Origin of the sequence: Mesorhizobium sp. LNHC209A00, assembly GCF_000502915.1 — a bacterium.
Classification (GTDB): Bacteria; Pseudomonadota; Alphaproteobacteria; order Rhizobiales; family Rhizobiaceae; genus Mesorhizobium.
Genome location: NZ_AYWT01000008.1, coordinates 207346 through 222178, shown reverse-complemented (window position 1 = coordinate 222178; position 14833 = coordinate 207346). Strand labels below are relative to the sequence as shown.

The window sequence follows — 14833 nt, the reverse complement described above, 5'->3', positions numbered from 1 at the left end:
TTCGCAGCCGGGGCCGCGGCCGCCGGGACAGGCTGCAGGCCGCCGTCTCCGGTCAACGCCGGACGGCGCGGCGCGGCGAGGCGGATGTCGCGTTCGACAACGACGTCGGTCGGGCCGCCGATCAGAAGCAGATGTTCGATGTCGTCGCGTCGCACCAGCACCAGTCGGCGATGGCTGTCGACGGCGGTTGCGTCCATGACGGCGAGCCGTGTCTTGCGGTTGCGACCACCGGCGACAAACGTGCCGAAGGTCAGGTTGCGCACCAGCCTGACGATGATGAGAACGATGACCAGCAGGATCAGCGCCGCGAAGGTCCACAGGAGTGCCGCCGCATAACCGGGACCCGCCACGCTATCCAGCCACTGCATTGGTTTCCCCCGATCGGTTTGGAAGTGACGCGACACTAGACCGTTGCGACTGGCTACCGCAAGTTGCCTTCACGCATCGTGAACAGCTTGAAACACAGGGAAGGCCAGCCGACAGCATTTTTATCCGACATTTGCCGCCCGGGCCTTTTCCAGACCAGGAGAATGTGATTCAACCGGCTAAAGCGCGTCGCGCTGAAACGGATTCATGCGACGCGTTTCAGGTCCGTGTTTTTCATGCATGTCGCTTTCCCAAAACCGAAGTCATTTTGGGCGACATGCATTGGGGGCGGGTGTCGGAACATCGGATTTCATGAGCAGGGGGCATATGGCCAAGGAAGCGCGCGGCGATTTCTATCCGGCACCGATCGTCGACCAGAATACGCGACCGGGCGCGGTCACCCGGCTTATCATCTTCATCGTCGTCCTGACGGGCGCCGCAATCGTCTTCGGCTTTTTCCGCGAGCGCCTCGGCGATCCGTTCTTGCTCGGCATGCTCGGCGTACTGGCGATGATCGGTGTCGGCTTCCTGTTCGCGACCGCGATCGGCTTCGTGCAGATCACACCGCGCTCGACGGGCGACGAACTGTCCAAGGCCTTCGTCGATTCGATGTCGCAGGGCCTGCTGGTCACGGACACCAAGGGTCGTGTCGTCTACGCCAACCGCGCCTATGCCGATATGACCGGCGCCTCGTCGGCCGCTGACCTGAAGACGGTCGAAGGATTGCTCTCCGATGTCCCCGAAGCCTCGGTGACCATTTACCGGCTGGCGTCCGGCTTGCGTGACGGGCAGCCGGGCGACGGCGAGTTCCGGCTCGCGCAATCGATCCGGCCCGGGGCCGAACCGGGCGCGCGCTGGTACCGGGCACGCGCCCGCGCGTTCAGCGTTCCGGGCCAGCGGCTGCCGATGCTGGCCTGGCAGCTCGCCGACATTTCGCAAGAGCGGGCCGAGCAGGAGCGTTTCTTCCTCGATCTGCAGAAGGCAATCGACCACCTCGACCACGCGCCGGCCGGTTTCTTTTCGGCCGACCAGGACGGCCGCGTCACCTACATCAACGCCACGCTCGCCGGATGGCTGGGCATCGATCTCGCCAGCTTCACCCCCGGTGCCGTCGCCTTGCCGGATATTGTTGCCGGTGACGGCATGGCGCTGGTGCGCTCCGTCAAGGCGGACCCCGGCACGACGCGCAATGCGGTCATCGATCTCGATTTGACGACGATGACCGGCGAGGCGCTGCCGGTGCGCTTCATGCATCGCGTTTCGGCCAGCCGTGAGGGCGTCGGCGGGCCAACCCGCACCATCGTGCTCAACCGCACACAGGGCGAGGATGCCTCGGCCGACTTGCGCGCCTCGGAAGTGCGCTTCACCCGCTTTTTCAACTCGACACCGATGGCGATTGCCGGTGTCGATGCCAGCGGGCGCATCCTGCGCACCAACGCGCCGTTCCTGTCGCTGTTTTCCTCGGTGGTCGATCGCGATGCCGTGGATCGCCGCGTGCGGCTCGACACGGTGATCCATGAGCGCGACCGGCCGGCCTTTGCGGCGGCGTTCGAGAAAGCCCGGCAGCGGCAGGCCGACATCGATCCAATCGAGACCGTGCTGCCCGGCAATGATGAGCGGCATATCCGTTTCTACGTCAACGCCGTGGCCGATGGCACCGGCGGCGAAGGGGCCGAGGAAGCGGCCATCGTCTACGCCGTCGAGACAACCGAGCAGAAGGCGCTCGAAGGGCAGATGGCGCAAAGCCAGAAGATGCAGGCCGTCGGCCAGCTCGCCGGTGGCATCGCGCACGACTTCAACAATGTGCTGACCGCCATCATCATGGCGTCCGACCTGCTTTTGACCAATCACCGGCCGTCGGATCCGTCCTTCCCCGACATCATGAACATCAAGCAGAACGCCAATCGCGCCGCCTCCCTGGTCAGGCAGTTGCTGGCCTTCTCGCGCAAGCAGACGCTGCGGCCGGAAGTGCTGAATCTCACCGACGTGCTCGCCGATCTCAGGATGCTGCTTGCCCGACTGGTCGGCAACGACATCAAGCTCAAGGTCGACCATGGCCGCGACTTGTGGCCGGTCAAGGTCGATATCGGGCAGTTCGAGCAAGTGGTGGTCAACCTGGCGGTCAACGCGCGCGACGCGATGCCGGCCGGCGGCGATCTCACCGTGCGCACCCGCAACGTGACCGCCGAGGAATGCAAGACCTTTCCCTATCGCGAACTCGCGGCCGCCGACTATGTGGTGGTCGAAGTCGAGGATACCGGTTCAGGCATCGCGCCCGACGTGCTGAAGAAGATCTTCGAGCCGTTCTTCACCACAAAGGAGGTCGGCAAGGGCACGGGCCTTGGTCTGTCCATGGTCTACGGTATCATCAAGCAGACCGGCGGCTTCATTTTCTGCGATTCCGAAGTCGGCAAGGGGTCGACCTTCCGCATCTTCCTGCCGCGTCACATCATGGAAGCGAAAACCGCAGCCGAAGCCGGTGAAGCGCCGGCGGCAGCGGCAGTCAAACTGGCCGATAGCACCAAGGATCTGTCCGGGTCGGCGACGGTCCTGCTGGTCGAGGATGAGGACGCCGTGCGCATGGGCGGCATGCGGGCACTGACCTCGCGCGGCTATACCGTTCACGAGGCATCCTCGGGCGTCGAGGCGCTGGAAGTGTTCGAAGCGCTGGGCGGCAAGGTCGACATCGTCGTTTCCGACGTGGTGATGCCGGAAATGGACGGACCGACCCTGCTCGGTGAGTTGCGCAAACGCCAGCCGGACATCAAGTTCGTCTTCGTCTCCGGCTACGCCGAGGACGCTTTTGCCAGGAACCTGCCGGCGGAGGCGCAGTTCGGCTTCCTGCCAAAGCCGTTTTCGCTGAAGCAACTGGCCACGATCGTCAAGGATGTCCTTGAATCCTAGGTGCTTCCAATGCGGCGCCCTTGCACGACGCCGTAACAACGCCATGATTCTTGAAAATACAGCAGGCGGGCTTGGGGAGCGGCTGTTGACGCCACACATCGAGGCAGGCAAAGGCGATTACGCCGACACGGTTTTGTTGCCGGGCGACCCGGAGCGCGCGGCGTGGATGGCGCGGACATTCTTGGACGCGCCGGCCTGCGTCAATCGCCGACGCGGCGCTCTCGGCTTTACCGGCTTGTTTCGCGGCAAGCCTGTCAGCATTCAGGCGACGGGCATCGGTGTTTCATCGTTCCTGATCTACGCCCATGAACTGCTTGACTTTTATGGCGTCCGAACACTGATCCGCACCGGTACCTGCGGCAGCCTGAGGGCCGAGGCAAAGCTGCGCGGCCTTGTGATCTCGCAATCGGCACGGCCTGAAAATACCGAGAGCGGTCAGGTCTTTGGCCTTTACGAAGCCGATGCTGGCCCGGATCCGGCGCTGCTGGCTTGCGCATTGACCAAGGCAGCCGCACTTGGCATCGACCACCACGCCGGCCTGACAGCCTGCACCGACATATTCTACCATCCTGAAGCGCGTGCCCGCTATGCCGACGCAAGGGCGCTCGGGGCGCTGGCAGTAGATATGGAAACCAGCGCTCTCTATCGCATATCGGCCCATTTCGGCGCGAGGGCATTGTCGCTGCTGACCNAGTAGATATGGAAACCAGCGCTCTCTATCGCATATCGGCCCATTTCGGCGCGAGGGCATTGTCGCTGCTGACCGTCGTCGACAATCTGCTTACCGGCGAACAGACCGACTATTCCGAACGCCAGGCGCTTTTCACCGACATGAGCCGGCTCGCGCTCGAAGTCGCCACGGAAGGGCGCTAGGCGGCCTCTCGCTTCAACACCTCCTCCATGGCGGCTGGGGGCGTTCCTTCACCACCGCGCTCGACCACTAGACCACATGGCCGGCCTGTGGATCGTCGGTGAGGACATGCCCCGCCAGGAGAACCGCATCACGCTGCATGGCGACGAGAAGGACGAGCACGGCATGCCGATCGCCGATGTGCATTTCGACGACCATGCCAACGACACGGCAATGCGCAATCATGCCTACAAGCAGGCCACGGCGCTTTACGATGCGGTCGGCGCCACACGCACCTTCCCGACGCCACCCTATCCCTCGACGCACAATCTCGGCACCAACCGGATGAGCGAGAAGGCCGCCGACGGCGTCTCGCTGGCGATCCGCCAGGCCGACTATATCGCGCCGACCGGCTGGCCGTCCTTGGTAACATCCAGATGACATGAGAAGGCGGGCAGGATTGCGGACCGAGGTGGTGTCGTTGCCAGGAAGATCTACTGATTGCTTCCCCTGGTGCAAGTCGTGGCGGTGAAGGCGCCGTCGGGCTGTTTCATGATGATGTCGAAGGAGGGCGGACTCTGGCCGTCCAGCGTTGCCTGGGTGAGCGAGAGCGAGTTGCCGCCGGTGGTGTAACCGCCAACCGGTCCCAACCAGGAGATCACGCCGTTTGCATCCATCTGGTAGTTGTAGCCCTGCTGCGCGGTCCCGAACGTGACCGGGCCGCGGTAGACATTTCCCTTTATGGTGATGTCGCCGAGGTTGAGGAACATGCCGAGCAGGTAGGCCTCGCAGTGGTAGATGCCGTCGGGCATCCTGCCCTCGCTGAAGTCGGCTCGGGCGGCTCCGGTTGCCGCCGCCAGAGTCACTATGCCGATGAATATGCGTGAAATGGTTGATGTCATGATGCCGTCCGCTTGAACGACCAAGCTTGCCCTATTTTTGCGTCGCGCCGCAACATTTGCCGTCGGCGATCTGCCTCTAAGGTCAAAATATAGGCATGTGGGGAAAATGGGCAAAACTTAGGCATATGCTTTATGCGTTGCGTAAATTTCCCTCAATCAATTTTTAACCGGCTCTCTTTGTTTGATTCAATCCAATATAGCAACGCGCTGATAACGTTGGGCTATTCTGTGTGTTTCGGCATGCCTAAAGCGGTTGGCACGGGGGTTGCATTGCATAGTCGCGGTGCAATCAACCAGCTTGGGAGTCTTCCGTATGAGGGGTAATTTCTCGACAATAGCAAAAATGTTCTCGGCGAGCGTAGTTGCCGCCGGCCTGATGATGTCTGCTCCGGCCAGGGCCGCCGATGATACGATCAAGGTCGGCATTCTTCATTCGCTGTCGGGCACGATGGCGATTTCGGAGACGACGCTGAAGGACGCCATGCTGATGCTCATCGACGAGCAGAACGCAAAGGGTGGCCTGCTCGGCAAGAAGCTTGAAGCCGTCGTCGTCGATCCGGCTTCCAACTGGCCGCTGTTCGCCGAAAAGGCGCGTGAGCTGATCTCGAAGGACAAGGTCGCCGCGGTGTTCGGCTGCTGGACCTCGGTGTCGCGCAAGTCGGTGCTGCCGGTGTTCTCCGAACTCAACAATATCCTGTTCTATCCGGTCCAGTATGAGGGCGAGGAAAGCGAGCGCAACGTCTTCTACACGGGTGCCGCGCCGAACCAGCAGGCCATTCCGGCCGTCGATTACCTGATGAGCGAGGATGGCGGTTCGGTGAAGCGCTGGGTGCTCGAAGGCACCGACTACGTCTATCCACGAACCACCAACAAGATCCTCGAAGCCTATCTGAAGGCCAAGGGCGTCGCGGCCGAAGACATCATGGTCAACTATACGCCGTTCGGCTTCTCCGACTGGCAGACCGAAGTCTCGGCGATCAAGAAATTCGGCTCGGCCGGCAAGAAGACCGCCGTCGTATCGACCGTCAATGGCGATGCCAACGTGCCGTTCTACAAGGAACTCGGCAACCAGGGCATCAAGGCCGAGGATATCCCGGTCATGGCCTTCTCGGTTGGCGAGGAAGAGCTTGCCGGTCTCGACACCAAGCCTCTGGTCGGCCATCTCGCCGCCTGGAACTATTTCGAGAGCGTCAACACGCCTGAGAACAAAAAGTTCATCGCCAACTGGCACAAGTTCATCAAAAATAACAAGCGCACCACCAACGACCCGATGGAAGCCCATTACATCGGCTTCAACATGTGGGTCAAGGCGGTCGAGAAGGCCGGCACCACCGATCCAGACAAGGTCATCGATGCCATGATCGGCGTTTCCGTGCCGAACCTGACCGGCGGCTACTCGACGATGATGCCGAACCATCACATCACCAAGCCGGTGCTGATCGGCGAAATCCAGGCTGACGGCCAGTTCGAAACGGTTTCGCGCACGCCGGGCCTTGTGATGGGCGACGAATGGTCCGACTACCTGCCGGACTCCAAGGATTTGATCTCCGATTGGCGCAAGCCGCTGTCGTGCGGCAACTTCAACGTTGCCACCGGCAAGTGCGGCGGCAAGGGCACAAACTGATCCTCCCGGGCTGGGCCTTCACGCCCAAGACCGCACGCGTCCGGACGGTTTCCTCCACTGTCCGGACGCGCCATTTCAAACCTTCAGGGATTAACACAAGCCGATGACCTTGATCCGCACGATTGGCCTGACGCTGTTGTTCCTGCTGGCGACACTGTCGTCGTCGGACGCAGGCGAAGCCGATCTGCGCGCCATCATCGCCAAGTTCGCTACCGCCAAGGGCTTTTCCGAGATCGGAGCCGTCGTGCATGACCTCGCCGCCACCGGCGATTCCTTGGTCGAACACCCGCTTTCGGCACTCGCCGACGGCAATCTCTATATCCGCGAAGCCGATTCCCTGGTCTTTGTTGGCAAGGAAGCCGGCGAAAGCGTCCAGCTTTTCGATCCGCTCAGCAGCGAAGCATCGGGCGAGGCTGCCAAGGACGACGTCGCCAAGATCAAGGTCAACAACACGCTGCGCCGCGTTATCCGCGATGCGCTCGGCACGTTGACGCTTGGCGCCAAGGATCCGGCCGTGCGGCTGGCCGCCGCCGGCACCATGTTCAAGACGCCCGATGCAGCCAACATCGAGCCACTCGACACGGCAATCGCCAGCGAGACCGTGGCCAGCGTCAAGGCTCTGCTCGAACAGGCCCGCGCGGCCTCGGTGCTTGTTTCCGACAGGCCCGAGACCGACAAACTCGCCGCGGTCGCCCTGATCGGCGCGCGTGGCGACCGCGACGCGGTTTCGCTACTCACTTCGGTCGAGGCCAGTGCCTCCGGCGCGGTCAAGGACGCGGCGACGGCAACGATCGCCAACATCAATTCGACGCTGGCCTTGTGGGATGCCGGACAGAACATCTGGTACGGGATTTCGCTGGGTTCGGTGCTGCTGCTGGCCGCGATCGGGCTTGCCATCACATTCGGCGTCATGGGCGTCATCAACATGGCGCATGGCGAGATGGTGATGCTTGGCGCCTATACGACCTTTGTCGTCCAGCAGGTGATCCGGACGTCCTTTCCCGGCCTGTTCGACTGGTCGCTGGTGATCGCGCTGCCGCTCGCCTTCCTGGTCGCGGCATTCGTCGGTCTCATCATCGAGCGCGGCGTGATCCGGTTCCTGTACGGCCGGCCGCTGGAGACGCTGCTGGCGACCTGGGGCGTCTCGCTCATCCTGCAGCAGGCGGTGCGCTCGATCTTCGGACCGACCAACCAGGAGGTCGGCAATCCGTCCTGGATGTCCGGCTCCTTCGACGTCGGGCAACTGGCCATCACCTGGAACCGTCTGTGGATTCTGGTGTTCGCGCTCACGGTGTTCGGCATGTTGCTCTATGTGATGAAGCGCACGCCCTGGGGGCTGCAGATGCGCGCCGTCACCGCCAACCGCCGCATGGCCGCCTCGATGGGCATCAGGACGCCCTGGGTCGACGCGCTGACCTTCGCGCTGGGATCCGGCATTGCGGGCATCGCCGGCGTCGCGCTCAGCCAGATCGACAACGTCTCGCCCAATCTTGGTCGCGGCTACATCATCGACAGCTTCATGGTGGTCGTCTTCGGCGGTGTCGGCAATCTCTGGGGTACACTGGTCGGCGCCTTTTCGCTCGGCATCGTCAACAAGGTTCTCGAGCCATATGCCGGCGCGGTGCTCGGCAAGATCGTCGTGCTGGTGCTGATCATTCTGTTCATCCAGAAGCGCCCGCGCGGCCTGTTCGCGCTCAAGGGCAGGGCGGTGGAAGCATGATATCGGGACGATTCTTTGCCGCTGGCGCGGACCGCCGCATCGCCATCACCATCTTCATCCTGCTGGCAGTGGCTATAATCGTGCCGGTGCTTAACCTAGCCGTCTCGCCGACAAGCGCCTTCTACATTCCGTCCTATATCGTGGCGCTGACCGGCAAATATCTCTGCTATGCGCTGCTGGCGCTCTCGCTCGATCTGGTCTGGGGCTATTGCGGCATCCTCTCGCTCGGCCACGGCGCCTTCTTCGCGCTCGGCGGCTATGCGATGGGAATGTATCTGATGCGCCAGATCGGCTCGCGCGGCGTCTACGGCAACCCGATCCTGCCCGATTTCATGGTGTTCCTGAACTACAAGGAATTGCCCTGGTTCTGGACCGGTTTCGACCATTTCTGGTTCGCCGCCATCATGGTACTGGCGGTGCCCGGCCTGCTTGCCTTCATCTTCGGCTGGTTCGCCTTCCGCAGCCGGGTCACAGGTGTCTACCTCTCCATCATCACCCAGGCGATGACCTATGCGCTGCTGCTTGCCTTCTTCCGCAACGACATGGGTTTCGGAGGCAATAACGGCCTGACCGATTTCAAGGATATCCTGGGCTTCAACGTGCAGGCCGATACGACGCGTTCGGCACTGTTCGCGGCCAGCGCGGTGATGCTGGCACTCGCCGTTTTCATCACCTGGGCGATCGTCGGCTCCAAATACGGCAAGCTGCTGATGGCCGTGCGCGACGCCGAGAGCCGCACGCGCTTCCTCGGCTGGCGGGCCGAGAACGTAAAGCTGTTCGCTTTCACCGTTTCGGCCGTCATGGCAGGCATTGCCGGCGCACTCTATGTGCCGCAGGTCGGCATCATCAATCCAGGCGAATTCGAGCCGTCCAATTCGATCGAGGTGGTGATCTGGGCGGCGGTCGGCGGCCGCGGCACTATTGTCGGGCCGATCATCGGCGCGTTGCTGGTCAATGCTGGCAAATCCTGGTTCACCGGGGTGCTGCCGGAATTCTGGCTGTTCGCGCTCGGCGGCCTGTTCGTCGCCGTCACCTTGCTCCTGCCCAAGGGCATCATCGGCATGTGGGACAGCTGGCGCGGCAATGTCAGGGCGCTGCGCGTGGCGTCCCTGACTGAAGAAGCCGGCACCGAGGTTGGCATGGCGTCCGCGGCATCCAAACCTGCCCGCTCGCCAGCGCGAAATCCAGGCGAATGGTCCTTGTCCGGCCCCGAACCGCAGGCGGCGGAGTAAGCGCCCATGAGCAAATCCAACACTATTCTCTATCTCGACGGCGTCTCGGTGTCCTTCGACGGCTTTCGCGCCATCAACAATCTGTCCCTGGTGCTCGACAAGGGCGAGATGCGCGCCATCATCGGCCCCAACGGCGCCGGCAAGACGACAATGATGGACATCGTCACCGGCAAGACGAGGCCGGATGAAGGCGAAGTGTTCTTCGACGGCCAGGTGGACCTGACCAGACATGACGAAGCCGAGATCGCCATGATGGGCATCGGCCGCAAATTCCAGAAGCCGACCGTTTTCGAAAGCCACACGATCGAAGAAAACCTGATGCTGGCGCTGAAGGGGCCGCGTTCGATCTTCCCGGCGCTGTTCCATCGCCAATCGCCCGCCGAGGCGCGGCAGATCGATAATATCCTTGGCATCATCCGGTTGGGCGACAAGCGCCGCGAATTCGCCGCCAATCTAAGCCATGGCCAGAAACAATGGCTCGAGATCGGCATGCTGCTGGCGCAGGACCCGAAGCTGCTTCTGGTCGACGAGCCGGTTGCCGGCATGACCGATGCCGAGACCGAGGAAACCGCGCGGCTGCTCAGGGATATCGCCCGCGACCACTCGGTCATTGTCGTCGAGCACGACATGCATTTCGTCCGCGAACTCGGCGTCAAGGTTACCTGCCTGCATGAGGGCTCGGTGCTCTCGGAAGGGACGCTCGATTTCGTTTCGGCCGACGAGCGCGTCGTCGAAGTCTATCTGGGGAGATGAGCATGCATTGGCGGGTTCAATTCCATCGCTTCGACATGTCGTTTCTTCGGTTCTGGAGAAGGGGCTGACATGCTCAAGGTTTCCAATGCCACGCTCCACTACGGCGCCGCTCAGGCGTTGCGCGGGGTGTCGCTGAAGGCGGGTGCGGGCAAAATCACCTGCGTGCTCGGCCGCAACGGCGTCGGCAAGACCAGTTTGATGAGATCGATCGTCGGCCACCACAGGCTGACGAGCGGAAGCGTTGCCTTCGAGGGGAAGGCGCTCGACCGGAGCGCGGCGTATGACCGCGCCCGGTCGGGCATCGCATTCGTGCCGCAGGGCAGGGAGATCTTTCCGCTGCTCAGCGTGCGGGAAAATCTCGAATCCGGCTTCGCGCCCTTGAAGCGCGCCGACCGTAACGTGCCGGCGCACGTCTTCGAGCTGTTTCCAGTGCTCAAGCAGATGCTTGGCCGCCGTGGCGGCGATCTCTCCGGCGGCCAGCAACAGCAGCTCGCCATCGGCAGGGCACTCGTGATGCGACCGAAGCTGCTGGTGCTCGACGAGCCGACCGAAGGCATCCAGCCCTCCGTCATCAAGGATATCGGCCGCGCCATACGCTACCTGCGCGACCAGGCCGGCATTGCGGTGCTTCTGGTCGAACAGTATCTCGATTTCTGCCGCGAACTCGCCGACGAGGTCAACATCATGGATCGCGGCCTGATCGTCCACACCGGCCCGGCGGAAGATTTAGACCGGGCTGATGTCCGCAAATTCCTCACGGTCTAGAATCGGCACCGGACTTCATTGAAGATTTGAAGTTTATTGGCAAGTCCAATATTTCTTACATCCATCATCTGCGCCTCTGGCACATGCAACATCGCATGCTAGTCTTTCCGTGGCTTTGTGAGTCGGCCGTTTCCGTATCAGTCTGGTTATCACGGATCGCGGCGCGGCAAAGGCCCTGCAAGTTCCACGCAAGCAAGGCTTCCTAGCTTCCCGATCTGATTGTCGTTCAAACGCGTTTGGGCACACAGGCTAAGGGACAGCCATGGAACGTTACGTCGAAGACTACCAGAAGCGGCGGCTTACCGAACGCGTCGACATCATCGCCGCCATCAACATTCTGAGGTCACAGGGCTGTGACTACGACGACCTGATCGAGGAGATCACCAAGGTCTTCTATGTCGACCTCGATACCTTCAATGAAATCGTCATGGCGGCCTAATGCATGTCGCCTGGCGGGCTTGGCATGACACGCGCGTTTAGCTCGCGCGTCGGAATGGAGAGGCGGTGACGCGGTTGCGGCCTCCGCGCTTGGCGTCATAGAGCGCCTTGTCGGCGGCGCTGAGCACCTTGTCCAGGCTGATCCCCTCTTTGCTGCCAAACGCAAATCCGGCGCTGACCGTACAGGTGAGGGAACCGGCTTCGGTTTCTATCAGTCGCGTCGCGAAAGCCGCCCGGATGCGCTCGGCTGCTTGCTCGACGGTCTCCGGCAGCGTGCGCTTCAGCACCAGCGCGAATTCCTCGCCGCCCATGCGCGCTGCGACGTCGGCCGGCCGAAGGTTGGCTGTCAACTCGTTGGCGAACACCCTCAGCACTTCATCGCCCGCCGCATGGCCGAATTCGTCGTTGATGGTTTTGAAGTTGTCGAGGTCGAAGACGACCACCGCTGTAAAGGCGCCGACCGGGACATGGCCATGCATGTCGAACAGCGCTCGCCGGTTGAGCAGGCCAGTCAGGGAATCCGTCTGGGCGTCGCGATGGTGGTGCCTCGCCAGGCGCCCCTGATTGAGGGCAAGCGAGAGCGCGCCAATGCCTGTCATGCTGGCGATAACCACGATGAGGCTGAGTTCCTCGGCCCAATTGCTTGGTGCATGTCCGAGCACCAGTTTTCCTTCCCAGGCGAGAACCATGGCGCAGAGCCCGAAGGAGGTGGCCGTGGCCGAATAGAGCGCAGTGATGCCGATCGTCAGGGCGGGTGCTTCATCACGGCCCTTCCAGTATTCGAACGCCGTGACGAACAGGAGCACGGCGGCAAACATGTTCTCCGCCATGAAGCCGAGGCCATCATAACCCAGGGCCATGGGGGGCAACGCTATCGCGAGCGAATAGCACCCCCACACGGCCCGCGGCAGTGGCGAGCCGCCGGTTCGGAACTGATAGGCCGCACCCAGCATGGCCGAAAAGCCGATCAGCAGAAACGCCGAGGTCGCGATGCCGAGCAGGCGTCCCGGCATCTCGATATAGGCGTCATAAATAAAAATATCGCCGACCACGAACACCAGGCTGATCGCCCATGTCAGCAGGAATTTTTCCGAGCGGGCGGTCAGCCACATCCCGAACAATGTCAGGCTGAGGCAAACGGCAGAGAAACCGACGGCCAGCAGAAGCGAAGTGTAGTCGAGCGACATGCCCTCTTTCCCTGCCGGCGGCGGTCCCAGCTCTGCGGCTTGGCGTCGGCGCATTCATGCGGCAAGGAAGTGTCGATAAGGTTACGATCGTGGCGAAGATGCCCAGGAACAGGCGCTTTGCTACGCTCAATACGCACAGGCTATGTGCTTACTGTGTGTAGCTGGAAACCGACCGACGCCTTTTCAGTCGGCTACCCGCTTCATCAATGCCATCGCCCCGAACGGCGCCCGCACCTTGCCCTCGCTGATGAAGTAGACGAACACGTCGCGCGGCTGGACCGGGGCGTCGGTGGCGGGGTCGGCGCGCCGCAGATCGGCGGGCTGCTTGCCTACCGCCCAGACCTTGGCCCGCGCCGCCCATTCGTCGAGGCCCTTTGGCGTATAGCAATCAGGATTGTCGTCGCTGCCGGTCTGCAGCCGCGCATAGATGAAATCGCCAGTGATGTCGGCGATGTCAGGATATTTGGCATGGTCGGCATAGACGACCGCCGCCTTGTACTTGCGGGCGAGCGCTGGGAACTCCGGCACGATGAAACTGTCGTTGCGCACCTCCAGCGCGTGGCGCAGCGCGACACCGTCCTGCTTTTCCGGCAGCAGCTTCAGAAACGCCTCGAAATCGTCCGGATCGAACTTCTTGGTCGGCGCGAACTGCCATAGGATCGGTCCCAGCTTGTCGCCGAGCGCGGCAACGCCGGAACCCAGGAAACGCATCATCGATTCAGCGGCCTCGCCCAGCACGCGCCGGTTGGTGACGAACCGGTTGCCTTTCAGCGAATAGACGAAATTGTCAGGCGCCTCGTTGGCCCATTTGACGAAGGTCGGCTCCTTGAAACTCGAATAATAAGTGCCGTTGACCTCGATGCTCGGCACCTGCCGGGTGGCGTAGTGCAGTTGCTTGGCCTTCGACAGTTTCTCGGGATAGAAGGACGTGTCCCAGGGTTCGAAGGTCCAGCCGCCCACGCCGGCGCGGATTGTTCCCGATTTGCTCATTGTATTTCTCCCTGTCGCTTGATGTGCGCGGTCGTCCCACGAGGGTCAAGGAAACCGGCAAACCCGCTCTTGTCCGTTGCTAAACCACCAGAACCGTTGAGGACACTCATTGCCATCGGCCCCAGGTTCTGCATGCCGATGACCTTCGAGGCATCGAGCTTGTCCCCGACGACAATGAGGAAGCCGCCCGGGGCGTGATTGCCGGGCCTCAATCCCGGTGGCTTGGCTTCAATACGTCCGAGTCTGGATGAGCGCACCGCGCCCGGGCACAAGCCAGCGCCATAATGCACTAAGAGATCAGGCAGTTCGGTCGCGCGCGTGCCGGCATGCTGTAGAGCCGCCCTGTCGATCAGCGTGATCACCGGCTGGCTGGTCTGATCGTCCCTCAATTCCATCAGGAGGAACTCAATTTGGTCGAGCAGTCTCAATCGCTCGATCTCAATGCCAGCGTCCTTGAAAACCACGGATGGATTGATGCGAAGAGCCGTGCAGTTCTCGTTGTAAGGCAGCATTTCGCAAAGCGGCCACCAGTGCTGGTCCCTGGCTTTCACGACATTGCGCATAAACCGAGTCCAATGCGTTTCACCGAGAATGCGGTTCATACGGTCGACAATTGCTGGCATCAGGTGAGCCAGCGTAGCGTTCGGCTGCATTTCAGTCGTCGAGAAGACCACGATCTCGGTGTCCGGGCCGGCTGAGGAGACGAGATCGCCGATTGCTCGATCAATGTCGCCAAGAATCATGTCGATTGGGGCGCCGAGCCGACTGTTGCGGGCCGGGTCGAACTTCGGATCGGCTGCGTCGACGAGATCCCAAAGTGCATGGCTGGCGCAGTGAGCCTCCTTGAACCCGACAATGAACAGATCCCAAGCTTCGCTGCCCAGATAGTGCAGGGCGGCGGCACCTTTCCGGGCGACCGCAAGGCGTAGATTGGCCACGACCGCCATGGCCTCGGTGTCGTCCAATCGGCCTTCATGGTCACATCTGCTCGGCGGCGCTGCGCCGAAAAGCGTGACGACGTCATTGGCAAGCGCTGCCGGATAGCTTTGGGGGCGCGGAAATAACGTCCATGGACAAGCCAGTCGGCGAGATGGATGCCATT

The 14833-nt window shown here is 62.0% G+C and carries 10 protein-coding genes and 4 pseudogenes; 9 read left to right on the top strand and 5 right to left on the bottom strand.

The features are described from left to right. Positions 1-368 (bottom strand): annotated as a pseudogene (locus tag X739_RS145495) (flagellar biosynthetic protein FliO); the annotation flags it as partial. A gap of 325 nt (positions 369-693) precedes the next feature. Here X739_RS145495 and X739_RS145500 point away from each other — a divergent pair. The 3 genes and pseudogenes from X739_RS145500 to X739_RS145505 all read left to right on the top strand — a co-directional run. Beyond that, entirely contained in the window at positions 694-3270 is a 2577-nt protein-coding gene (locus X739_RS145500; RefSeq protein ID WP_023783981.1) for an ATP-binding protein, read from the top strand. Positions 3271-3355: 85 nt separating this feature from the next. Then, a pseudogene (locus X739_RS01000000166360) lies at positions 3356-4143 on the top strand (purine-nucleoside phosphorylase). A 29-nt stretch (positions 4144-4172) separates the two neighbouring features. Beyond that, positions 4173-4489 (top strand): annotated as a pseudogene (locus X739_RS145505) (GMC oxidoreductase); the annotation flags it as partial. A 125-nt stretch (positions 4490-4614) separates the two neighbouring features. Here the strand turns inward: X739_RS145505 and X739_RS145510 are convergent. After that, on the bottom strand, positions 4615-5022 hold the full coding sequence (locus X739_RS145510; protein ID WP_023795236.1) for a hypothetical protein: 408 nt from the start codon (positions 5020-5022) through the stop codon (positions 4615-4617). Between the two features lie 397 nt (positions 5023-5419). Here X739_RS145510 and urtA point away from each other — a divergent pair. The 6 genes and pseudogenes from urtA to X739_RS1000000168260 all read left to right on the top strand — a co-directional run. Further along, a pseudogene (gene urtA, locus X739_RS145515) lies at positions 5420-6646 on the top strand (urea ABC transporter substrate-binding protein); the annotation flags it as partial. Between the two features lie 103 nt (positions 6647-6749). Continuing rightward, positions 6750-8366, top strand: a complete 1617-nt coding sequence (gene urtB, locus X739_RS145520; RefSeq protein WP_023795234.1) for an urea ABC transporter permease subunit UrtB — start codon at positions 6750-6752, stop codon at positions 8364-8366. Next, positions 8363-9598, top strand: a complete 1236-nt coding sequence (gene urtC / locus X739_RS145525; RefSeq protein WP_023795233.1) for an urea ABC transporter permease subunit UrtC — start codon at positions 8363-8365, stop codon at positions 9596-9598. The genes urtB and urtC overlap by 4 nt, the downstream gene beginning before the upstream one ends. Before the next feature lie 6 nt (positions 9599-9604). Continuing rightward, the gene (gene urtD / locus X739_RS145530) at positions 9605-10351 is read left to right on the top strand and encodes an urea ABC transporter ATP-binding protein UrtD (protein ID WP_023783987.1); all 747 of its coding nucleotides are present in this window, start codon (positions 9605-9607) and stop codon (positions 10349-10351) included. A 69-nt stretch (positions 10352-10420) separates the two neighbouring features. Then, positions 10421-11116 carry an urea ABC transporter ATP-binding subunit UrtE gene (gene urtE, locus X739_RS145535; protein WP_023795232.1) on the top strand — a complete coding sequence of 232 codons (696 nt, stop codon included), beginning with the start codon at positions 10421-10423 and terminating at the stop codon, positions 11114-11116. A gap of 262 nt (positions 11117-11378) precedes the next feature. Then, on the top strand, positions 11379-11555 hold the full coding sequence (locus X739_RS1000000168260) for a hypothetical protein (protein ID WP_013531844.1): 177 nt from the start codon (positions 11379-11381) through the stop codon (positions 11553-11555). 37 nt (positions 11556-11592) lie between these two features. On the opposite strand, the gene X739_RS145540 is transcribed toward X739_RS1000000168260, so the two are convergent. The 3 genes from X739_RS145540 to X739_RS145550 form a co-directional block, all read right to left on the bottom strand. Further along, complete coding sequence (locus X739_RS145540; protein ID WP_023773886.1) at positions 11593-12741, bottom strand: GGDEF domain-containing protein; 1149 nt, start codon at positions 12739-12741, stop codon at positions 11593-11595. 183 nt (positions 12742-12924) lie between these two features. After that, positions 12925-13731 carry a DUF72 domain-containing protein gene (locus X739_RS145545; protein WP_023773885.1) on the bottom strand — a complete coding sequence of 269 codons (807 nt, stop codon included), beginning with the start codon at positions 13729-13731 and terminating at the stop codon, positions 12925-12927. Beyond that, positions 13728-14696, bottom strand: coding sequence for a hypothetical protein (locus tag X739_RS145550; protein ID WP_156939890.1), 969 nt, complete (start codon positions 14694-14696; stop codon positions 13728-13730). Before X739_RS145550 ends, X739_RS145545 begins: the two co-directional genes overlap by 4 nt. Positions 14697-14833 lie beyond the last annotated feature (137 nt).

Excerpts from the sequence above, each read along its gene's own strand:
- X739_RS145510 (WP_023795236.1), bottom strand. The coding sequence starts at position 5,022 with ATGACATCAACCATTTCACGCATATTCATCGGCATAGTGACTCTGGCG.
- urtC (WP_023795233.1), top strand. The coding sequence starts at position 8,363 with ATGATATCGGGACGATTCTTTGCCGCTGGCGCGGACCGCCGCATCGCC.
- urtB (WP_023795234.1), top strand. The coding sequence starts at position 6,750 with ATGACCTTGATCCGCACGATTGGCCTGACGCTGTTGTTCCTGCTGGCG.
- X739_RS1000000168260 (WP_013531844.1), top strand. The coding sequence starts at position 11,379 with ATGGAACGTTACGTCGAAGACTACCAGAAGCGGCGGCTTACCGAACGC.
- X739_RS145500 (WP_023783981.1), top strand. The coding sequence starts at position 694 with ATGGCCAAGGAAGCGCGCGGCGATTTCTATCCGGCACCGATCGTCGAC.
- X739_RS145545 (WP_023773885.1), bottom strand. The coding sequence starts at position 13,731 with ATGAGCAAATCGGGAACAATCCGCGCCGGCGTGGGCGGCTGGACCTTC.
- urtE (WP_023795232.1), top strand. The coding sequence starts at position 10,421 with ATGCTCAAGGTTTCCAATGCCACGCTCCACTACGGCGCCGCTCAGGCG.
- X739_RS145540 (WP_023773886.1), bottom strand. The coding sequence starts at position 12,741 with ATGTCGCTCGACTACACTTCGCTTCTGCTGGCCGTCGGTTTCTCTGCC.
- urtD (WP_023783987.1), top strand. The coding sequence starts at position 9,605 with ATGAGCAAATCCAACACTATTCTCTATCTCGACGGCGTCTCGGTGTCC.